At 52.4% G+C, this 22199-nt stretch carries 18 protein-coding genes and 1 CRISPR repeat array; of the genes, 8 read left to right on the top strand and 10 right to left on the bottom strand.

Annotation, left to right across the window (positions count from 1 at the left end; genetic code table 11):
• Nucleotides 1-802 precede the first annotated feature (802 nt).
• The 3 genes from ltrA (at nt 803) to PN498_RS05730 (ending at nt 3563) form a co-directional block, all read left to right on the top strand.
• Entirely contained in the window at nt 803-2485 is a 1683-nt protein-coding gene (gene ltrA, locus PN498_RS05740) for a group II intron reverse transcriptase/maturase (protein WP_272061761.1), read from the top strand.
• 146 nt (nt 2486-2631) lie between these two features.
• On the top strand, nt 2632-2922 hold the full coding sequence (locus PN498_RS05735; RefSeq protein WP_272061760.1) for a hypothetical protein: 291 nt from the start codon (nt 2632-2634) through the stop codon (nt 2920-2922).
• Nucleotides 2923-3332: 410 nt separating this feature from the next.
• Nucleotides 3333-3563, top strand: a complete 231-nt coding sequence (locus PN498_RS05730; RefSeq protein ID WP_272061759.1) for a hypothetical protein — start codon at nt 3333-3335, stop codon at nt 3561-3563.
• A 21-nt stretch (nt 3564-3584) separates the two neighbouring features.
• Nucleotides 3585-4715: a CRISPR direct-repeat array (repeat unit 37 nt; unit sequence GTCGAAACCACCCAATACCCCGCAAGGGGATTGAAAC).
• A gap of 155 nt (nt 4716-4870) precedes the next feature.
• Here the strand turns inward: PN498_RS05730 and PN498_RS05725 are convergent.
• Together PN498_RS05725 and PN498_RS05720 are read right to left on the bottom strand one after the other, a co-directional pair.
• Entirely contained in the window at nt 4871-5827 is a 957-nt protein-coding gene (locus PN498_RS05725) for a 3'(2'),5'-bisphosphate nucleotidase (protein WP_272061758.1), read from the bottom strand.
• Nucleotides 5828-6033: 206 nt separating this feature from the next.
• Nucleotides 6034-6900 (bottom strand): PfkB family carbohydrate kinase, encoded by an 867-nt coding sequence (locus PN498_RS05720; protein ID WP_272061757.1) that lies wholly within the window; start codon nt 6898-6900, stop codon nt 6034-6036.
• A gap of 79 nt (nt 6901-6979) precedes the next feature.
• Between PN498_RS05720 and rsmI the strand changes: the two genes are divergently transcribed.
• Both rsmI and PN498_RS05710 read left to right on the top strand, forming a co-directional pair.
• Nucleotides 6980-7834, top strand: a complete 855-nt coding sequence (rsmI, locus tag PN498_RS05715) for a 16S rRNA (cytidine(1402)-2'-O)-methyltransferase (protein WP_272061756.1) — start codon at nt 6980-6982, stop codon at nt 7832-7834.
• A gap of 257 nt (nt 7835-8091) precedes the next feature.
• Nucleotides 8092-9222: a hypothetical protein gene (locus PN498_RS05710; RefSeq protein ID WP_272061755.1), complete on the top strand. Its 1131-nt coding sequence runs from the start codon at nt 8092-8094 to the stop codon at nt 9220-9222.
• Between the two features lie 481 nt (nt 9223-9703).
• Here the strand turns inward: PN498_RS05710 and PN498_RS05705 are convergent, their stop codons facing one another.
• Together PN498_RS05705 and ygfZ are read right to left on the bottom strand one after the other, a co-directional pair.
• Nucleotides 9704-10471, bottom strand: a complete 768-nt coding sequence (locus PN498_RS05705; RefSeq protein WP_272061754.1) for a ferritin-like domain-containing protein — start codon at nt 10469-10471, stop codon at nt 9704-9706.
• Between the two features lie 245 nt (nt 10472-10716).
• Entirely contained in the window at nt 10717-11772 is a 1056-nt protein-coding gene (gene ygfZ / locus PN498_RS05700; RefSeq protein ID WP_272061753.1) for a CAF17-like 4Fe-4S cluster assembly/insertion protein YgfZ, read from the bottom strand.
• Between the two features lie 252 nt (nt 11773-12024).
• Between ygfZ and PN498_RS05695 the strand changes: the two genes are divergently transcribed.
• Entirely contained in the window at nt 12025-12681 is a 657-nt protein-coding gene (locus PN498_RS05695; protein ID WP_272061752.1) for an HAD family hydrolase, read from the top strand.
• On the opposite strand, the gene PN498_RS05690 is transcribed toward PN498_RS05695, so the two are convergent.
• The 6 genes from PN498_RS05690 to mnmA form a co-directional block, all read right to left on the bottom strand.
• Entirely contained in the window at nt 12658-12852 is a 195-nt protein-coding gene (locus PN498_RS05690) for a DUF2949 domain-containing protein (protein ID WP_272061751.1), read from the bottom strand. The genes PN498_RS05695 and PN498_RS05690 overlap by 24 nt on opposite strands.
• 310 nt (nt 12853-13162) lie before the next feature.
• Complete coding sequence (locus tag PN498_RS05685; protein ID WP_272061750.1) at nt 13163-13591, bottom strand: HNH endonuclease; 429 nt, start codon at nt 13589-13591, stop codon at nt 13163-13165.
• A complete protein-coding gene (locus PN498_RS05680; protein ID WP_272061749.1) occupies nt 13588-13977 on the bottom strand; it encodes a hypothetical protein in 390 nt (129 codons plus the stop codon). Before PN498_RS05680 ends, PN498_RS05685 begins: the two co-directional genes overlap by 4 nt.
• A gap of 472 nt (nt 13978-14449) precedes the next feature.
• On the bottom strand, nt 14450-16711 hold the full coding sequence (locus PN498_RS05675) for a caspase family protein (RefSeq protein WP_272061748.1): 2262 nt from the start codon (nt 16709-16711) through the stop codon (nt 14450-14452).
• An 18-nt stretch (nt 16712-16729) separates the two neighbouring features.
• On the bottom strand, nt 16730-17908 hold the full coding sequence (sat, locus tag PN498_RS05670; protein WP_272061747.1) for a sulfate adenylyltransferase: 1179 nt from the start codon (nt 17906-17908) through the stop codon (nt 16730-16732).
• A 105-nt stretch (nt 17909-18013) separates the two neighbouring features.
• A complete protein-coding gene (mnmA, locus tag PN498_RS05665) occupies nt 18014-19180 on the bottom strand; it encodes a tRNA 2-thiouridine(34) synthase MnmA (RefSeq protein WP_334312224.1) in 1167 nt (388 codons plus the stop codon).
• A 106-nt stretch (nt 19181-19286) separates the two neighbouring features.
• Here mnmA and PN498_RS05660 point away from each other — a divergent pair, with 106 nt between their 5' ends.
• Together PN498_RS05660 and PN498_RS05655 are read left to right on the top strand one after the other, a co-directional pair.
• Nucleotides 19287-20219, top strand: a complete 933-nt coding sequence (locus PN498_RS05660; protein ID WP_272061746.1) for a hypothetical protein — start codon at nt 19287-19289, stop codon at nt 20217-20219.
• A gap of 60 nt (nt 20220-20279) precedes the next feature.
• Nucleotides 20280-21878, top strand: a complete 1599-nt coding sequence (locus PN498_RS05655) for an NAD(P)H-hydrate dehydratase (protein WP_272061745.1) — start codon at nt 20280-20282, stop codon at nt 21876-21878.
• Nucleotides 21879-22199: the final 321 nt, after the last annotated feature.

The following is a 22199-nucleotide window of genomic DNA, read 5'->3' as shown; positions in this document are numbered from 1 at the left end:
CCTGAATCGTTTACCGTACTGAGCTATAGCTGTAAGCGTGCAGCTTGATTCCCAAAAGTTTGGTCATACGCCACTGGAAGGAGATTAGGGCCTCCAACCAGCGGCTAACCCCCAAGGCTGAACACCCAGTCTCGGAGGCTAAGGTGATGATACCGAAGGCCGTCCCGAACTGCGAACTGTCTGGGGCGGCCAAATTTTTGGGTTTCGTGCGACACGAAGTCGCGTTGATAGCTGTTGTGCCGATTAATACCCGGACACAACCTGATGTACTGCCATCAGTCTCCTACCTAGCCATGCGGTCAGAGTAATCAGACGGTGTGAAGCGCTAGGGACAATGTTGCCTCATCGAAAGATGTCAGTGAATTTGCGAGAGGACACTGGGACTAGTAGCACCAAACCGGTCGGGAGCTAGGAGTGAGGGTATTGGGGAACAGATGTGAATGACTGATAAACGTCGTTAAAAATTAACAGCCCAAGGTGCTGTCAGGCTGGTCTAACCAGACAGGAGCCAAGACTGGGAACTGAATCCCTTCCTAGCGCAGTTGACGTGCTCTCGGCGAAGAGGTCACCCCTGCCCCCTCAAGGTATGAACGCGGAACGTGGTAAGCCCAATGTCCTCCCATTCGGGCAGGAGACCTGCAAAGGGCTCTGATAGGGCAGTGGGTAAAGGAGCGTGGAAAAAGCGAAGGCTGGGTGGTAATCGCTCAGATACGGTCCGTTGACCGGCGCGAAAGCGAGCAGACTTCCACGATGGTTTTGGCTGACGAGAGCGCTTGAGAAACCGATTGAGAAAGGAAAGCAGATGACGGCTCAGACTTGCCTGACAAGACTGAATGCTGGTGCGCCTTTCGGCGATTCAGTGGACTGGATGACCATCGATTGGTCTAAGGTTCAGCGAACCGTGCGTCGGCTGCAAGCTCGTATCGTTAAGGCCGTGCAGGCCCAGCGATGGGGCAAGGTGAACGCCTTGCAACGTCTGCTGAGTCACTCGTTTAGCGGCAAAGCCTTAGCCGTTAGACGTGTCACCGAGAATCAAGGCAAACGAACACCAGGCGTGGATGGAGAGCGCTGGTCTAGCCCACCCCAAAAGGCAGCGGCTATCGGTCGTCTGCAACAACGGGGGTATCGAGCCCAACCCTTGCGGCGGGTCTACATTGCCAAGGCCAACGGTCAACAACGACCGTTGGGGATTCCAACGATGCTAGATAGGGCCATGCAAGCCTTGTACTTGTTAAGTTTGGAGCCCATTGTCGAAACGACGGCTGATGGAAACTCCTATGGCTTTCGTCCAGGACGCTCCACCGCCGATGCAATAGAGCAATGTCGGACGGTGCTGATGCTGAAAACCTCAGCCCAGTGGGTGCTCGATGCCGATATCAAAGGCTGCTTTGACCACATCAGTCATGACTGGCTGATGGCTCACATCCCAATGGACAAGGGGATTCTCAGACAGTGGCTGCAAGCCGGATTCATGGCACAAGGACAATGGTATGCGACCGCTGCGGGTACGCCCCAAGGGGGTATCATCTCGCCCGTTCTAGCGAATCTGGCTCTCGATGGCTTGCAAGAGTTATTGCGCCGTCACTTCCGAAAATCGAAGCATCCGCCCTATGACAATCCCCAAGTGAATCTGATTCGTTACTGTGATGACTTTGTGGTGACGGGGCGCTCTCAGACTCTGCTTGAGCAGCACGTCAAACCGCTCATTGAGCAGTTTCTCGCCGAGCGGGGGCTGAGGTTATCGCCTCAGAAAACCCACATCGTCTCTATCCAAGACGGGTTCGATTTCTTGGGGCAGCACCTGCGCAAGGTCAACGGTAAACTGCGCATCCGACCGGCAAAAGGCAATATCAAGGCGTTTTTGACCAAAATCAGAACCCTGATTAAAGCCCATAAAACGGCCCCTGCTGCTGCGTTGATTCGCTGGCTCAATCCTTTGATTCGGGGTTGGGCACTCTACCACCGTCACGCACCGAGCCGCGCCACCTTTGTCAAGGTGGCTCATCACATCTTCCAAGCCCTCTGGCGTTGGGCCAAGCGACGTCATCCCAATAAGTCGAAACGGTGGGTGAAGCAGAAATACTTCTTTACCGTTGGCGGCAATCACTGGGTGTTTGGGGCTCCTGTTTTGGTGGAGGGGCAGCGCCAACTCTACACCTTGGTGCAGCTGAATCAGTTTCGCTGGCAGCGGCATACCAAGATTAGAGGAGCGGCTAATCCCTATGACCCAGACTGGGAGATGTACTTTGAGCGGCGATGGACACAACAACTGCTGCGCCATCCCAAGCGGGCCCGTCGGGTGAAGACGCTATGGTGTCAACAACAGGGGCGATGCTGGCACTGTTCAGCCGGGTTATCGCTCGATGAGGAGTGGCATATCCACCACCGCTTGCCCAAAGCGTTGGGTGGGTCTGACAATCTCAGCAATCTGGCACTGCTGCATCCCGATTGTCATCGCCAACTCCATAGTCGTAGTTCCGGTTAAACGCACGACCGCATCCTCTGATGGGTGTTGCCGAAGCTTGAGCCCAATGACGGGAAACGGTCACGTTGGGTTCTTAGGGGAGGGGGTGACGGTAACGTCACCTTCTTACCCGACCTACCCGTCGTTCCATCGGAGGAAACCCGATTATGTTGTCTTGGCCTTTTTTGCTGGCGTCTGCCGCTTCCCCGGAGACGCCCCCACCCCTGCTGCTGGCTCATCCAGAACTCCCCCCGGAGCGCGATCGCTTGCGTCATCTGCTCATTGGCTCACCGAGAGGGGTACAGTCCGTCATTCACCGGCTACACGTCTTGGGCTATGCCGAGCAGGCGGCCTGGAGTCCGTTGCTGACGATTCCTAAGTCCGGCCTCTTGATCACACCGGAGCAAGGGGAAGTGCTGAGTCTGTTGCGGCGCGATCAGCAAAAGCCCCTGCCCTAACCTCTCCTAAGTCAGCTCCCTTCCCGTCACACCTCAAAACGTGTGACGGGAAGCCGCGACCCGTCGCCTGCTCCCATCCAACATCGTAAACGGGTGTTGCAGTCCGAGACGGTTGATTCGTTTTCCGTTAGGATTAAGCCAACAAATTTGTACCTGGATAATTGAATAGTTTTTACTCAAAAAGTTTCAATCCGTGGTGATGGGCGATCGTGCCGTCAGGCACCCTAGTACACTACGGCAGACATGGGCTTACCCTGCAAAGCACTGGGAAAGCTTATCTGCCTTAGTTTTGTAGAGCTTTGCTCTTCTCGCAGAGTCTTTTGAATTTTGAATTTTGTAGGGCTCTGCCCTTCCCGAAGGGTATTTTGAATTCTGCGTAGCAGTCTGGCCTATCATCACGGCTACGTTTCATGGGCGCGGATGGGCAGCTGTTTTTTGAAAACATGCTGCCCAGAGCACTCAAACTCTCTCCCTGTCTAGCTTTGACGCGACGGCCAACAAAAGGGGGTCCGCGCAAACGCTCAACGCCTTGCCAGAAGCGGCTTTTGCAGATTCTGGTGCAGATGGGTTGGGTCTCACAAGTGGGATTTGAGCACCCAGATCAGTGGTCCGCGCAAACGGGTCCTGAAACTCAGGGCTGACAAGCATTCTGGACCCCCGCGGTCGAAACCACCCAATACCCCGAAAGGGGATTGAAACTTGGTGTGATCGGAGTTGGCCTAAACAGCAAAATCGTCGAAACCACCCAATACCCCGCAAGGGGATTGAAACGCTGAAGGAAGGGTCGGGGCAGGCGGTGCGACCGGGTCGAAACCACCCAATACCCCGCAAGGGGATTGAAACTCTTCAATATTTGAATGGCCGGATTAGTTTTTTCAGTCGAAGTCGAAACCACCCAATACCCCGCAAGGGGATTGAAACGGAGATCAGTGCGTGCTCATCACCTATCAGCAGTCGTCGAAACCACCCAATACCCCGCAAGGGGATTGAAACTCTTTGCGACCAGTCTCCCTCGCTGGTGGCATTAGTGTCGAAACCACCCAATACCCCGCAAGGGGATTGAAACTTCGTGAACTGAGATTGCTCCTAGTCGCTCGGCCGTCGAAACCACCCAATACCCCGCAAGGGGATTGAAACTTTCAAGTAGCCTTTCGACTTTCCCTTCTAGGCTGGGTCGAAACCACCCAATACCCCGCAAGGGGATTGAAACCCGATGACGCCACTACCACTGAACGGCAAATCAAACTGTCGAAACCACCCAATACCCCGAAAGGGGATTGAAACGCCTAGATTAAACTGAGCAACCTTGAGACCCCATGGTCGAAACCACCCAATACCCCGAAAGGGGATTGAAACAGGTTTGTTGAGAAACTTGCCGTAGAAGCTCAGATCGTCGAAACCACCCAATACCCCGAAAGGGGATTGAAACTATGCAGAAGGGTACAGGCAACGGGCCTGCTACCGTCGAAACCACCCAATACCCCGAAAGGGGATTGAAACTCTTTAAGCTGAGCGAAGACCGTATATCGATAGTTGTCGGTGTCGAAACCACCCAATACCCCGAAAGGGGATTGAAACATTTGTTGCAGGATGCGATCGCCCACGCGAAACTTGTCAAAACCACCCAATACCCCGAAAGGGGATTGAAACATTTTCCGCAGCTGGAGCCGATCTCTAATGCCCCGTCGAAACCACCCAATACCCCGAAAGGGGATTGAAACTTGCGCGACAATGCGTTGTGCCGCAATCGCTATGCGTCGAAACCACCCAATACCCCGAAAGGGAATTGAAACGGAGCGTGAAGGATGAAGGCAAAAGGATGAAGTGGCAGCTGGTGTTAGGTTTTGACGTTAGCTGTGTCTAAACGCCACAGTTGGCTAACTTTCAAACACCCAGACCCATTTCAATGAGCCCCACCAACTGCCCCATCCCTCATCGTTTCTTCTCGCTACAGCGCTGACATGACGTCATCGTGAATCGCGCCGTTGCTGACAACGACACCGCGATTGTCCACCATTTTCGCAGCTGTGTAGAAGTCCAGTGGCTTGCCGTGCATGTCAGTCACTCGCCCGCCTGCTTCCTCCACCACGATCGCCCCTGCAGCGTGATCCCAAATCTTCTCGCGATAGTCAGGATACTTCGGTGAGGGTAGCCGCAAATACAGGGCTGCTTCTCCGGCTGCCACCGCGCCATACTTAGCTTGGCTATCCATCCGCACCGAGGACTGAGTGATCCCGACCGCTTTGGCAACGGCTTCCTGCTCAGACTGATTACCGTGGCTGGCTTCCACACTCTCGACAAAGCGGAGCCGGTCAGCGTCTCCCGGCTGCACGACATGCACCTGCTTGGCCTCGCCTCCAGAAATGGGCTGCATGTAGGTGCCTTCGCCGCGAACCGCAGTGAACAGCAGACCGGGTTCGCCATCGCCGAAGGACAACGCCGGACAGCCCAAAAGACCCACTTTGAGGTCACCGTCCTCAATCAGGGCTAGGGCGATCGCGTACTGGTCGCCGCGCAAAAAGCCTTTGGTGCCATCGATAGGATCCAGCGTCCAGAAGCGTTTGGCAGGGGAGCCATTGCCATGATCGATCCACTGCACGATCTGATCGGGTTCCGCTGTGCCTAAAACGGACTGAACAAATCCGGCGACTTGCTTCAAGCGATCAGTCATCTCGGGGGTGCGCAGGTCTGCGGCATCTTCTTCACCGACAACGGGATCGTTGGGAAATGCGGCAGACAAGGCCCGACAGATAATAGCTTGAGAACCATAGTCCGCAACGGTGACTGGACTTTTATCTGACTTTTCCATGGCCTCTGGAACCATGTCCCGGCGCACAGCTTCACACAGCTTGGCCGCCTGCATCACGGCGTCCTTAGCAATGGCGAGTTCTTTGTCGTACCCCATAAAAATTTCCTCTATAAGATGTTTTGTTCATTCTGTCTGCATGGAACCCAGATGGTACTTGCCTGATAGCTGGCCGGGGTTCTCAGAACGGGCCGCCTCGTTTTCGGGCATGTGTGCAGGCTCAGACACAGATCAGGTCTAGTCTACCCAGGTGTTTGGCCGGGTCATCAAAAAGCGTGCATCAAAAATCAAAAAAATCTGTACTTTTACTGAGGCAGTTTCTGAATCCATTGGCGAGTACCGAAAGACTGGCAGGCGATCGCGGCGATTTCAGCGCCAAAATTCAGGGCATTTAAGAAATCGAGACGGTCTGCATAGCCGTAGCAAAAGGCTCCGTGAAAAACATCTCCAGCGCCCAGGGTATCAACGGGCTGAATGGATGGGACTGGTAGTTCACTGGACGCAGAGGGCGTACTGTACAGGATAGATTGGTCGCCTCGTGTGACGGCACTGTAGGGAACGTCAAGCGACTGGAGATAGGCGATCGCATCCCATTCGGTTTTTCTATCCGGTGGCGCAAAATTGGCTGAGGCAATGACCTGGGTTGCCAGGGCAAAAACGGTCTCAAACCCGGACTTCCAGCTTCCCGCATCGACGATCACGGGGATGTTGTGTTGACGAGCTTGCTGAGCCAACTGCTGACTGAGCCACATCTGATGACCATCTACCAGCAGACAGTCCATTGCGGCAACAAGATGAGCCGCAGGTTGCTGCTTGATATGGGGACGGTCAATCACATTGCGCGAGATAACAGCGCGATCGCCCGTCTCAACATTCACCACAATGGACGAAAAGGGCGGTGGTGCGGTCGCTTCTGGAGTCATGTCAACCAGTTCTACACCATATTGAGCCAAATCTTCTTGAATGACAGTCGTCAATGGGTGCTGACCCAAAGCGCCGATGAGGATGGCCCGCCCGCCCAAAGCTTGAAACGCGATCGCGGCGTTCGTTGCAGGTCCTCCAGCGGCTAGCAGCATGGCCTCAGCGACCTGTTTTTCGTTGGCCGCTAAACCTTTCCGAGTTTGATAAATGCAGTCCAATGTAATGAGCCCGGCAAAGACGCCTGTTTTCACGGTTTTTCCTCCACCCGTTAGCGTCTCGGTCTATCCTGAAGCACAGGACTGAAGTATAGAACTCAGAATATAGATACCCGTGACGGATAGCAATGGTAACGGCACCCTCTACATTGTTGGCACACCCATTGGCAACCTGGGCGACATGACCTTTCGTGCGATTGACACCCTGCAACACGCCGATGTGATTGCTGCTGAAGATACTCGACACACAGGTAAACTGCTGCATCACTTTCAGATTCAGACGCCACAAATGAGTTATCACGCTCATAATTGGCGCAAGCGCTTGCCAGAGTTGACGACCCTGCTCCAGCGGGGCAAACAGGTCGCGTTGGTTAGCGATGCGGGAATGCCGGGCATTTCCGATCCTGGATTTGAGCTAGTAGAGGCTTGCGTAGAGGCGGATATTCCGGTGGTTGCCATCCCAGGTGCCACGGCAGTCGTGACGGCCCTCTGTGTATCGGGTTTGCCGCCGCAGCCCTTCGTCTTTGAAGGATTTTTGCCTACAAAGGGACGCGATCGCCGGGAACTGATCAATCAAATCGCGATTGAACACCGCACGATAGTTCTCTACGAGGCACCACATCGCTTATTGACAACGCTTCAGGATCTGCGCAGTCAAATGGCGGGCGATCGCCGTATTGCTGCCACCCGAGAATTGACCAAACAGTTCGAAGAGGCATGGCGAGGCACCCTGGACGAGGCGATCGCCCACTACACCGACCACGCCCCTAAAGGCGAATTCACCCTAGTTATTGCAGGACAGCCGTCTGAGCCAGCACAAACCTTAACAAAAGCAGAGATCGAACAGCGACTTTTGGAACTTTTGCGGTCAGGATTGTCGCGATCGCAGGCCAGCCGCCAGCTCGCTCAAGAAACGGGCCACTCCAAACGAGAAATTTATCAGATTGCGGTGGAACTCCCGGATGTATAGCCGTCGTCAGTTCCGTTAGGACAAGACGGCGAGCCATTGGGCTATCCCGCTAAGCACTCGAAAGCTATTGAGTACACCGGCCTAGATAGCCAAAGCTACATCACCACGACCAGTGATGCGTAGGGAAGCAAATACACCGTGTTTCCTCAATTCCCGAAAAAGGAAGGGTATCATAGCCCACATTTTGGGAAAAATCGGCTAAGCTCCAGTTGAGCACACGCCCGATGTCCACTGTCCTTCATTGAAAGAAAAGGGTCATGCTATCAACTTTATTTAGCTCTGACACTTGGTCTGATCTGGATCTGGGTCTAGATTTGGATTTAGATCTCGACTCGGAGTTCCTGGATACTACGTCTGTACTTGATGTTGTTTCAGCATTTAGCTCGGATGCTGAAGAATTTGTAGTCGATGGTCTTGCACTGCTTGAGACGATTGATGGAACTGCTGCAATCTCAGATGGTTTACTTGGCATCTCGCTCACATCAGAGACGGGCGATGTTACTGCAATCGATTTCGACGTGTTGGGCTTCCTGACCAACCTAGATGTTCTAATTGATCAGGCCTCGGGTTCTCTATCCTTGGTTGAGGGCATCGTCAACGCCAACCTCAACTTTGACGGCAACGCCTATGTAGTCGAAGGGTTCGACCTAGCAACCTTTGCGGCTGAAGGTTTTGACTTTTTGCTGTCGTCCATCGACACAACGATTCCCATTCAGCAAGGTGCTTTTGTCATCGGGTTCGAAACGGGCTTGGGTCCGATCAGCGGCGTCATTGATATTGCAGGTGGAGACTTCAACGTTCTCTTGGATACCCCTGCTGGAGACATTGATTTCGATTTTGAGTTCGGAGCCGATGCCCAATACGCAGTCACCGCGCCAACCCCTTTAGGCGAAGTTGATATCAACATCAATTTGCAGAGCGGTAATATTGAAATCCCTTTATTCGCTGACCAGATTGTTCCAATTCCCCTCTCTTCCATTTCTGGAGAACTCGGACTCAGTGACGGCACAGCTACAATAGCCATCGATACTCTGATAGGCCCAATAGGGGCTAGCTTTGCCGTCGATGAGATTGTTAGCGATTTTGTAACCGATGCGCTCACTGGAGTGGCCGTAGACGCCAGTCTGATAGGGGGACAGGTTGACCTCGTTGCGTCTTCGGGCACTGAGACGTTTGAAACAGCGGTCGATATCACTGATTTCACATCTCAGGCATTCGGGCTAGTCTCCCAAGTTGAGGGCAGTGTTGCCATTACGGATGGTGTTGTCACGGGATCAGGAACCGTTGGCGAAGAACCGTTCAACATTGAGCAAACGATTGCTAGTCTTGGTCAGCTTCTCTCTGTCCCCATCGCGGATATTCCTGATTTTGTAGACGCGATCGTCTAACACCGATAGGATGGGCACCCTTGATGCCAGCTCTCGCAGTTGAGCTTACGCTAACTGCTTTGGCCCCCCGTCTCCACATTTCTATCGGTTCACCGAACCCCCTTTCTGCGAGGTCCAGGACGGCAGATTCGTCCTGGTCGACGGGGGTCTGGGGGCAAAACGAAATTGTCCCCAGTCGCCCGCTTTAACGAAGCCGATAGAGTCGTCTGATGACCCACTGCAACCAGCAGCCAGAAGCCCTGAGTATCTAAGACTTTGACCGACTTTTGCCTAAGGAATAGCAAATTTAGGGGATTCTGAGGTCGAAGTCCCCCAGTGCTAGAGAATTCATAGCTCTAGCCATTGAGGTTTGTGCGCCCAACAGCACCTAAGTGCTTAGCCCATAGTCAGACAGCTCGCCGTCTTGTCCTAATGGAACGAGTAACGGCTGTCAGTGGCAAATGCAGGATATTGTGCTAGTGCAAACGTCAAGTATGCGGCTCTAGGCTGCAACGGGAAGATCTAAAGAGGTGTCTGCTTCGACCTCACCATCGACGCTATCTTGAGCCAGGGTATGCATTTTGCCTCGTCGCTCAATCAAGTTGCCAACCATTGCCATCAAAGCGTCAACCTTACGCGATCGCCACTCGTTGATCAGGTTTTCCGTCGCAAAATAGCCGTAGCGACGCTGCATGGCCTCTTTGAGATAACCCGCGTGGCGGGCCTCATCTTCAGCAACACTAATGATCCCAGCCTGAACTTTGTCCATATTCGGCACGCCATCCAGCGCTCCAGCCATTCGACGAAAGTCAAAGCAGGCATCGGCTTCCAAAATGTAAGTACTGCCCAGGAACACCCGCCAATCAATTACTTCGGGTTTCAAGTCAGCTTGACTGTAATCGGAATAGTACGCATCAAAGAAAGGACTGCTTTGTTCCTTTTTGTCAGCAGCCTGTTCCGAGCTATTCGTTTCAGCCAGAGCCTTCAAGTCAATGGCTTCTTTCCCGCTCTGTTTCAAAGCGTTGGCAAAAATTTGACCGTGACGGCGTTCGTCATTCGCGTGCTTAGTGAGCCGTTCTGCTAGCCACAAATCGCCTTCAGATTGGGCGCGATCGCGCAGTTTCGTCAAAAACGGTACGGAACCTGATTCAGCAAAGTAGAAGCCCGCAAATACATTAGGGCGAGTTTTTTCATCGCGGATCTGATTAGCCAGAACGTAAGCCATCGCTCCGGAGCCGACTAAATGGAGAAGAGGAGTTAAAGGATTCATAGCGGTATGGAGTTGAAGGGCAACAGGAGAGGAAACCTTGACCTTGCTCAATACCGATGAGCAGCAAGGCAATATTCACTCTTCGTAGTGTAGTAAAACTCGCCAAAACTGGCAGCGCTAGGGGCTGTCATCATTGAGATCTGCAATGCCTCAGCAATGAAGATTTGAGCCCCTAGCTTATGAATCTGGGGCGGGCGCGGTAATGCTGATTCCACAAGACTTCCAGCACTAAATGACGACGCGCCCTAGGCATCCAAATAGCCTCGGGTCGCAAAGGGGACGTTGACAACCTTGGCAGTGGTCTCTCCCACAGTCACCGTCAGGCCATTGCCGCCAGCCTTAGTGCGGATATACCCTAGACCAACAGCACCCGAAGAAGTCTCTACGCAACTGGTCAGAACCCCAACCTTGGCGTCATCCAAAGTGATGGGCGTTCCGGCAGCAGCCATGGCCTCAAGGTGCAGACCCCAAAGCTGCTGCTTCACACCCTGATAGGTGTTGAGGCGAGCGATCGTTTCTTGCCCAATGTAGCAACCTTTATCAAAGGAAACGGCCTGCCACAGCGTTGCTTCTAAGGGATTGTAGTCTTTCGTTAGCTCTGCTCCGGGCATCGGTCGCCCTTGCTTAATGCGGAGCTCCTGCCACAGAGTTTCACCCATCGGCACAGCTCCAGCCTGAGTCAGAGTGTGCCAAAGGTCTGCCCCCGATGAGACCGGCGCAATCAACGTGAATCCCGGCGTTGGAAGACCGCTATCAACGCCTAGAAAGATCTCCAATCCCTGAATATTGATGACCTGGTGACTGGCATGAGGTGCGTTGTCGATTTCTTGCACACCGAGTTGGGACAAGAGAGCAGCACTGTCTGTCCCCAGCAGCGTAAAGGCAACTGTGTTTTCCGTCTCATCCGTCAGCTTCACCTTATCGGCAAAAAAGATGTAGCGATCCATCCAATCCATCAGCTCGGAAGCTTGCCCTGGCGACACAAACAGCAGCACAGAATCGGCTTCCACATAAGCGGTTACAAGATCCAGTGTCCGTCCTGTAGACGTGACAAAAACCGTGTCACACCCCTGCCCCGATTGGAGGAGTTGCATCTGGTTCGTTGTCTGATTGTGCAGAAACTGCAATCGATCTGCGTCAGAAACTCGGATACGGCCCCAATGAGAGCGATCGCACAGCGCCACACCAGATTGAACCGCAATCCGGGCAGCCTCATCATTGCCAAAGCTCAGAGGTATTTGAGAATCAGCGGCAAAGTTAGCGCCCTGTTCCTGCTGCTTGTCCAATAAAGAATTTCCCACAATTGCCAACCCCACTCCAACTGATATCCGGTATGGGTGATGAAAACTAGCGCGTGGGGACGATAAACCCCATCCCCACACGACCGATTCCCACTGTCTTAATCTCCATTATCCTACCAATCACTCCCTATATGTAGCCGTATATATAGCCGTCGCTAGTTCCGTCAGGACAAGGCGGCAAACCATCTGAATCATCTTGACTCTTCACCCTTCCGATATACTGCCCCTGTCTCTGTAGATGAGCGAAGCGGAATGATGCGACCAAAAGCTTTCATTTTCGATATGGATGGCCTGATGTTGGATAGCGAGCCTCTATATCAGCAGGCTTGGCAAACGGCAGCGAAGGAACTGGGCTATTCGTTGAGCACCGATTTATACCTGAGTTTGGTGGGTCGCAGTAGCGCTGAAGCAGACAAGATATTTTTGAAAATCTTTGGCACCCAGTTTCCAGTCACGGAGTTTAACCAGCGATGGGACATCCACTGGCACAGCTTAATTGAGATGAAGGGAATTACGCTGAAGCCGGGACTGTTGCCCCTGTTGGATTGGGTAGAGCAAAAAGCAATTCCTAAAGCCGTAGGAACGTCCAGTCATTCCACAGAAGCTGAGCTTTGCCTATCCATCGCCGGCATTCGCGATCGCTTCCCCATCTTAGTCACAGTGGATCAAGTCAATGCCGGCAAACCTGAACCGGATATTTTTCAAGAAGCGGTCCAGCGACTCGGCATCTCAGCGTCTGATTGCTTGGTGTTGGAAGACTCGAACGCGGGCGTGCAGGCGGCACAATCGGCGGGAATCCCCGTGGTCATGGTGCCAGACTTACAGGCACCAACCGCAAAATCCCATGCGATCGCCCTCAACATTTTCTCGTCTCTGCACGAGGTTCTAGCTTGGCTGCGCCGTCTCTAGCCAATCAAAAATCTCGGCAACTTGGTCAGTCGTCACAAAGCCGTATTTCCAGAGCGCGATAGGCAATAGGTTCGGCAAAGCCCCAGCATAACGCTGGCCCAGGGCGATCGCATCTTGGGAAACTGACATTTCTTTTAGCAGGTATTCAACCAACAGGGCTTGTTTGCTCATCGGTCTATTGATATCTGTCTATGAATTGTGTTGCCGTAGTGTAACGGTAAAAATGTTTCCTGCCCTATATCTGAAGTCAGACTCTTCAGATATAGGGCATCGCTAATAGCGGAATGATCGGGTTGCCCTTACTGAGAAGTGACCGCTTTAAGTCCCTCATTTTGAGGAACTTAAAGGGGGCATGTTCAGTTGGCTTCTGGCTAATTCATCCCTAAACTCAACAATGCCAGATTTTGGATTTTCTATTAGCCATTTTGGATTGACGCCAACAAGACTATCTACTGAAAATGTCATTCACAAGCCGATCATCTTAAACTTTGTCAGTTGGCGGATGCCATCCAGCCGATACCCAAGCCTGTCTGACTGTGACTGCATAGTAGTTGTTTAATTTCAGTGCTAGAACAGTTGCACGACCAGTAGCTGTCAGTCCTGATATGCGAATCCCCTCGTTCGTCCAGGCAAAATGAGCTGACCAGTTTTGTTGTCGGGGATTGAACAATTTCACATTGCGATTGGTCACTGGATCTTTGGCATGGGTTTGAACACCTTTGTATGAATTGCAAAGGCGGCAGGCCAGCCATAAATTTTCTTCATCATCAGATCCCCCTGCTGCTTTAGGAATGATATGTTCAATTTCTAGAACACCTAAAACATATTTCTGCAGACTGCGACAATAGCCACACTCATCTTTTGCCGCCGCTCTGACTCTTGCTCGCACCCCTTCAGATACTTGACTCACTGGCTAAGTGGTTTCAGTAAGCCACGTTTAACCGCCTCATTGAGAGCGGTCGCCTTTCGCAATAGCCCCTCTTGGTAAAGTTGCATCAAGGTCTGCAAGTCTAGACGTTCGTCTTCATTGAGAAGACCTGCCTGCTGACGATTGAGCAATTTACTTAATCGAGCGTCCTGCTCCGGTTCCATTTGCAATTCTGTCAAGGCTAAAACTCGATCATCCGACAGATCAGCAACAGGCGCAATATCAGCAACGTCTGCCTCGACTGGCGGAATATAAAGCTGGATAGTGTCTGCTAAAACACTAGCAATATCCCGATTTACCAGTCGTGCAAAGCGCTCCGCACGCTGATAAATTTCATCTGACAACGTAATCACAATTTCAGTACTCATACGATGGTGAAGCTTAGATTTGCGATTGTGGTGGAGGTTCGAAGCAGACTTCGCTATAGGCAAGAGATCCTTCCTACTTGATGCTAGCTCTCGGAATTATAGCCGTCGTCAATTCAGTTAGGACAAGACGGCGGAGCCATCTGGCTATGGGCTAAGGAACTGGATGTTATTGGATGCACAAGCCTAGATGGCTAAAGCTACAAACAGCTGGGTTGCTTTGCCTTGAGCCTAAACAAAATTTTTGAGTAGTGACATCTAAATGATAGGTCAGATACCCTTGAGCTTTTTATTAACCTAAACGCTGCTGAACTTGATTTAGAACCAGAGAAATTCGAAAGCTACTCTCGAACACTGATCGTTGACCTCAAGGACGGTTTAGTAGAAAGAGTGAAACTGGCGTGCAATTACCCTGCCGGAAGGTAGCAAGACGGGACAGGCCAGGTGTGACAGTTTGCCAGCCCAAAGTCTGTCATTACAGAGACAATGTTGACCACGCGGCGGACTTCAAGGCAGTGATCGTTTCGGGAATGGAGGAATCTCGATTTCCGGATTGGGTACTGGCAGAGTTGAGGTCCCGGAACAGCGCCTTGGTCATTGCTAAGGGTTCGGAAATGGTGGACCAGCGATCGCTGAGCTGGCGAAATTCGGGTGTCCGAATTGCTTTCCAGGTTTCTGAGAGAGGCTGAGTGCAAGCAATGGCGAAAATTTCTGTGGACTGTAAGGGCTGGAGTGAAAAAGTAGTTTCTTCCGTCTGAGGAAATCGACGACTTTTTCCAGGATATAGAAGACTAGCCTCAGCAATTTCGCTGCTAGTTTGCTCAACCCCTTCTGGCAGATTTACCAGCGGGCAGTAAATCGACAGCCGATTTTTTTCAACAATACTCACCAACAGGTAATACAGCGGTACTTGTCCAGAGTTCAGCAGCCGAACTTGACATTTATCACCACTAAAATTTGTCAGATTGTCGAACGCAACTTGGCCAGGGCTACCGGAGGACGTGCTGGCAATCTGGCGCGATCGCAGAGTTTCTTCAACTAGGATCATTTTTCGGCTGGGTTTCAGCGTTTCTAAGCTCAGTCTGACGGGCAGCTGAGACGAAATTGAATTAGTCGTTAGCCGCAGCATTTTGACCGCCAACAAACTTCTTAGCGGTGCGGTTAGCCGGCTAATGGCTGTTCTGACGGCTTCTTCATCCTCAGCAGCCGTTCCTGTAATCGGAGAGCGATCCGGTGTGAACAAGCCATATCCGAGTTGAACGGCGGGGGGATCACTATTGACATCGGGCTGAGTGCCCGTACCTTCCGTTTGGCCACCAGCACCCTGAAGCGATCGAGATGACAGCATTCCCTTACCAAACAAACAATCGGCCTGCCGCTCACCGGGTGCTGTCGTTGAAATGTAAGACATGCTGGATAGTGCGCTAGTGGCATCAACCCGCTCAATACGCTCTAGATCTGGATCAAGGGCTACAGTTAATGTGATTTCTTTCGGAAATCGTCGTTCGATTTCGACAAGTGGAGTCCCTACAGCAAGGGGATCCTCTTGGACGACCTCTGCCTTGGCCCGCAGTCCATTCATCGTTTTGACAGTCAATGTGCCCTTGGGAATCGCCGCTAGTCCTGGCAAAGTGGGCAGTGGCTGTAGTCGCAAGCCTAATTCGCAGTATGGCAGGAGTTCAGAAGAGAGGCCACCCAGCCAGAGAGTAGCGGTTTTGTTGACGGTATCAATCGTCTTGACAACGCCATCTGCAGCCGGTTTAGGCAGACGTCCGGTGAGCAAGGGCAAGCCCGTTTGTTGACTAGATCGCTGCCCTAAAAGTTGCGGGGCCTTATCGGTGCCCGTCCAAGCAGACATTTTGCGATCGATGCGATAGATGAACCACTGCTGCCGCTGCGCGGGTAGAGTGGTCCAAATTTGCTGAGTCAGAGCATAGGTAAATAGGCCAGCACTGAAGCTATCCCAGTTGCCTTCCAATGCTGGAAAATCGACCGCGTTAGCTCGCAGTAAAAATCCAGGCCAGTTCTTGGAAAGCTGTTTCAGAGACTTTCGAGGCTCTTGCAACTGGGGATCAAAGGGGGTTTGCCAAATGCCTGAAGGGGATGTGGGGCGCGATCGCACACGAAAATTGCCTTTAAATCCCTCAGCCTGAGTCGCCGCACTGGCATCGATGACGGTCAATATTTTGACCCCTTTAAGACCCTTCAGTAACTGAACGATACTTTCTTCAAACAAATCCTGAATAACAGGGACTTCGTTAGCGGGGAGGGCACTGTCAGCGGCAACTAGGGTGGGCAAATACTCCCCGTCGGGATGCCCCCGTAGATGAACGCGACTGCCCAGACCACTGAAGTGAAAAATCACCGTGTCACCCGGCTCAGCTTGAGCTATCAGGTGTCCCTGTATAGTTTCCAAAATCGTGTTAACGGTCGCTTCGGCATTGACCAATGTCACGATGTTTCGGGATGGCACACCAAAACGATTGACCAGAAGCTCTCGCTGGAGTTCGACATCAGTAACAGCTCCTTGTAAAAAAGTGCCCTTACTAGTAGGTACTTCTTGCCAAGTTTCAGGCGAATAGTTGTTGATCCCCACCAGTAACGCGAGACAACGAGCAGAAGCTGCAAATGCCTGTTGGTAAGCATTCGACGACCCGATTAGGGTCGTTTCCGTCATACCAAGCGCAGCTAGGGCTGCGCTTAACCGCTGCAAAAACTCTCGTCGTCCCAGCGTCACAGCAGGGTTATCCCATTTCTAGACTTCTTGAGCAACTTTCATAGCCCGCGCCAACTCAGCAGCTACCTCAGGTCGAGAAAACTCGGGTGGGGGTAGTTCGCCACGGCGAAGCATCTCACGGACTTTAGTACCGGAAAGATGCACTCTCTCCTCAGGCTTGCTAGGACTTGTCTTCGTCGTCGCCATTGTGCTGGTTCGAGTGCAGTAGAACGCATGCTCAAACTTCAGGGGCGTGATCCCCAACTCACCTGGCTCAAATTCGTCAAAAATATGCTGTGCATCGTAGGTGCCATAGTAGTCACCGACTCCAGCATGGTCACGGCCCACGATGAAGTGAGTACAGCCATAATTTTTACGGACGAGGGCATGGAAGATCGCTTCTCTAGGGCCAGCGTACCGCATTGCAGAAGGATTAATCGCTAAAATCACACGATTTTGCGGAAAATAATGCTCCATCATGATTTCGTAGCAGCGCATTCGGACATCTGCCGGAATGTCATCCTTCTTGGTAGCTCCGACCAAGGGATGCAGGAAGAGACCATCCACAACCTCCAGAGCACACTTTTGAATATACTCATGAGCACGGTGAATCGGGTTACGAGTCTGAAATCCGACAATCGTATTCCATCCACGCTCGTGGAACATCACCCGAGATACGGCGGGATCAATTTGGTATTTAGGGAATAAGGGATGGTCATCTCGCTGCAATAGCCAGACGGGACCTGCTAGGTTGACTTCACCCTGCTCATATACAACTTTTACGCCTGGATGTTTTTCTTCATCAGTGCGATAGACATTAATAGCTTCTTTGGACTTGTCGTATTTATATTTTTCTGTAAGTTGTAGAACACCGACGAACCGCCCGTTGGCATCATCCAAGCGGACCAACATGCCTTCCTTCAAAGGCTCTGCAGTTGCCTCATCAACCGACAAGGTGACTGGAATTGCCCAAGGAAGACCATTCGCCATCCGCATATCAGTTACGACCGTAGCGTAGTCAGCCTGGCTCATAAAGCCTTCGAGCGGGCTGAAGCCACCGATCGCAATCATCACCAGGTCAGAGACGGCTCGCTCGTCAATGGTAATGCTGGGCATCGTCTCGCCCTTTTCCAAAAAATTTTCCCGCTCTTCAGGCGTGGCAACCCGGTGAACCAGATTGCCCCCATGAGCGAGATTGATGTCATGTTCTGTAGTCAAGGTTAGGATCCTCTGTAAACGTACAACTTGACGCGCTCAGTATGCCCCAACTGACACCGGAACCAGCATTTCTACTGAAAGAATCCGAACTCGCTCCAGTATCAGCTATTCAGAGACTGCTGTTTGTGCTAAGGCAGCCTTGACCCGCTGCTCAACAGGCAAAGGCTCAATGATGCCGCCTCCCAAAACCTTATCCCCGTCATACCAAACAGCGGCTTGACCCGGCGTCACGCCGAACTGAGGTTCGTCAAAGACGACCTTGACACGTTGAGCAACCGCGTCAGCTGAGTCATCAAACGCCAGCGGCACAATGGTTGCGGGCACAGCCGAGGACCGATACCGGATCTGAACCGTCACCTGCATCGGCTGTTCAGGAGACATCACTGACACCCAGTTTACGCGGTGGACGGTACATTCCGGATAGTGAACACTGGCACGATCGCCCACAATGACCTGATTGCGTCCTACATCAATGGCAACCACATAGAGCGGGTGGGCTGCGGCAATGCCTAACCCCTTACGCTGACCAATCGTGTAGTGATGGATGCCGTTATGCCGTCCTAAAATGCGCCCCTGCGTGTCCACAATATTGCCCGGTTTGGGAGCCAGGTATTTGTCTAAAAAGCTACCCATAGAGCCATGGTGTTCAATCAAGCAAAGATCCTGGCTTTCAGGTTTCTCAGCGGTGTGCAGACCCAACTCGCTAGCCATACGACGAGTCTCTGCTTTGGTTTGTTCCCCCAGCGGAAAGTGCAGGTTGCTCAGCATGTCCTGGTTAAGGTCATACAGAAAATAGGACTGATCCTTATTGCGATCAACCGCTCGCAGCAGTTCATGGCGCTGAGTCTGAGGATTGAACTGAATACGGGCATAGTGTCCAGTGGCGATCGCTGCCGCGCCGAGTTCTTCGCGGGCGTACTGCAACATTGGACCGAACTTCACCGTGCGGTTGCACTGGGAGCAAGGCAGGGGCGTGATCCCAGCCTGATAGCCTTCAACCAGATAGTCCACAATATTGGCCTGAAACGTATCCCGACTATCCACAACATGGTGAGGAATGCCAAGTTCATCGCAGAGACGAATAGCATCGACCATGCCTTCAGAACAGCACTGCCCTTTCCCTTTCATTAGCCAGAGGGTTAGACCGATAACGTCATGGCCTTGATGATGTAATGTTGCAGCGGCCACCGAACTATCGACTCCTCCGGAAAGACCCACAACAATCTTGCTCATCTTCGAAAAAGTCTGGAATTTTTTTATGAATGTAACTATCCTAGGCTAGCATTCACCTCGACTGTTCGTAGATAAGGCCGAGGTCAGCTCATAGATTCACTGTGCATTGCCCTCTCGTCTTCAGCTATAAGCTGGGAAAAAGTCTATGAAATTCACAATCCCGTCGTCTTATTTTGCTTTTTCTGCGTCCAGTTATCTTGGGCGGTCTCGACTACGTAGAGGGCATTTCCTCGCCGGTGCTTGTCTTGTGGTTGGAGCGATCACTTCAGCGGCGATCAGCCCAGCGATCGCCCAGTCCGATCAGACGCTACCGCCGATTGCTCAGGCATTGCCTACCCCCCTCCCGCCTCTACCGAGCACCACCGGAGGAACCCCTTCAGTGATCACTGGGGAGCAATATCTCGTCTTAGTCAACGGCAGCAGCGATCTCTTGTTAGCTCAGATACGACAAATTGAGCCAGAGGCTTTCGTCAACTACGTTGATGGGCAATCCGTCATTCAAGCCGGGCGATTCAGCTCTTTTCAGAACGCGCAAATCCGAGCCGATGAGCTGGCGACATTTGGCATTGGAGCCAAAATCCAAGCCACGGATTACGCAGGTGCTCCCATCGCAGTCACCCCCTCCTCTGACTTTGACTTATCGTCGGTCCCATCAACTGTCGCTGTGAGCGAAGTTCCGGCAACAGCAGTGGCAGCGGCTCCCTCTTCAATTGAGTTTGGGCAGGTCGCTCCTTTTCAAACGGCGATTCCTTCAGGGAACTCAGTACTGCCGCCGCCGAGTCCGACAACCGCTTTTCCAGAGAGCATGAGCCCGCCACCGTTGACCACCCCAGTCATTGAAAATGAGGCGATCCCATCCGGTTACTACGTGGTTATTCCGGGCAGTACGGCTGATTTATCTAATATCGTCAATCAGGTTGTTGCGTTGGGCGCCCCCCGCAACTTGGTTCGCACCCGGACTGCTCCACGGGGTCCCCATGTCGCTGTGGGTCCCTACGATGATCACGGTATTGCTCAAGAATGGAGCAATTATCTCCGGGACTCCGGAGTGGGTGGAGCTAGAGTACATTTTGAGTAGGCAAGCGTCAGACGAGTATGACTCACTTAATGGAGTAGAGAGTGAGTTTCAAGAGGGGTTGTGACGAATAGGTTTTACACTGACGGGTCGCCACCAGATCTCTGTGATTTAGCGGTAGTCACTGCTGAGCAGATGCAGCGGATCGAAACGGTACTGTTTGATGCAGGAATGCCTGTGGCTGCCCTCATGGAGAAGGTGGCGGGCCGAATAGCGCGTTGGATCATTGAACGCTATCCCCGCGATCGCACGTCCAAAGTTGGCTTCATTGTCGGGCCAGGTCACAATGGCGGCGATGCCCTAGTAGTGGCCCGTGAGCTGCATCATCAAGGATATCAAGTTCATTTATGGTGTCCTTTCTCTCAGGTCAAAACGCTGACAAGACAGCACAGCACTTATCTGGAATATCTTGGTATTTCCTGCGACCCATTGGAAGACAATCTCGACAGCTATGACTTAATTGTGGACGGCGGGTTTGGGTTTGGTCTCACAAGACCTTTAAGCGGAGAGATCGCTACCGGGATCACGTCCATCAATAACAGCTCGGTTCCCGTTGTCAGTATCGACTTGCCGTCAGGGTTAGAGACAGATTCAGGCAATGTTTTGGGCATCGCAATCCAAGCTGATCAGACGCTCTGTTTGGGATTGTGGAAGTTGGGGCTGCTGCAAGATAGGGCATTACCCTATGTCGGCGAACCTCATTTGATTCCTTTTGATATTCCGACAGCCGCTATTCAGCCCGTTCTAGCACATTCACCTTCAGTGCAGCGGATTACATCTGAAACCGCGATCGCCCATCTACCGCTGCCCAGATCGCCCATTGCTCACAAATATACGATAGGTCATCTCCTGCTCATTGCAGGATCACGGCAGTATGCAGGTGCAGCTCTGTTAGCCGGCAAGGGCGCGATCGCTAGCGGCATTGGCATGTTGACGCTCATAGTCCCGGCAGGGCTGAAAGATACTGTTGTGAGTCAGATCCCCGAAGCCCTAGTCATTGCTGCTCCAGAGACTGAAACAGGGGCGATCGCACGGCTTCCCGATGCCTTAGAGTGGGACGACTATGATGGTGTGGCCTGCGGTCCTGGAATGACCCCACAAGCTGAGGTGATTGAAGCCATCATGGAATGCGATCGCCCCTTAGTTCTAGATGCAGACGCTCTGAACTGGCTGTCCCAAAATGATCCCCAGCAGCGTCTGACCCAGCGCTCGGCACCGACGCTATTAACTCCCCACCCCGGTGAATTTCGCCGCCTTTTTCCTGATATCTGGCAGGAGGCCACCATCCCAGGAAAGGCGGCACAGCAAGCCGCTCAAGCTGCCCATTGCACCGTGATTCTCAAAGGGGCCATCAGCGCGATCGCTCACCTTGATGGTCAGCTTTGGTTCAATCCAAACAGCACGGCGGCCTTGGCACGGGGAGGCAGTGGAGATGTGCTTACCGGACTCGTGGCTGGATTGGCAGCGCAGCACTACCGCCGAGATCCTGAAGGCGGGGATCAGCTATTGATAGCCGCGATCGCTGCTGTTTGGTGGCATGCTCATGCCGGTCGCTGGCTGGCAGCACGGCAGACGGTTCTCGGTTGTCCACCAGGACAACTAGTGGAGGCTTTGTCCCCAGCCTTAGCTGAAGCTCTGACACAGCCAAAGCCAGGACATTGAGATAGATGAATCAATCCCTGATGCCATAGATAGGGATCACCTGGCACCATCAATAGGGCTGAGCAGCATGGGTTGTCCAATGATAGAGTGACATGCATTTGAATCAAGCACACCTCATTCTCTGTTCCCCATTCCCTACTCCCTTAAGGTACTGAGATGTACTTAAGGAAGCTGCACAGGACTATAAAAGCGCATGCGGTACGGGGATCAACGCATGCGCTTTTTATCTGTTTCAAGTCTGTTAGAAAACACTCTTATTCCGGATGCTCCGGTATGCTAAGAGTAAGACGTATTCAAATCCTTGATGTATAGCTTTAGCCC

Origin of the sequence: Oscillatoria sp. CS-180, from assembly GCF_028330965.1 — a bacterium.
In the GTDB taxonomy this organism is placed as follows: domain Bacteria; phylum Cyanobacteriota; class Cyanobacteriia; order Phormidesmidales; family Phormidesmidaceae; genus Halomicronema.
The sequence above is the reverse complement of the archived record's forward strand: the minus strand, read 5'-3'. Positions and strand labels throughout refer to the sequence as shown.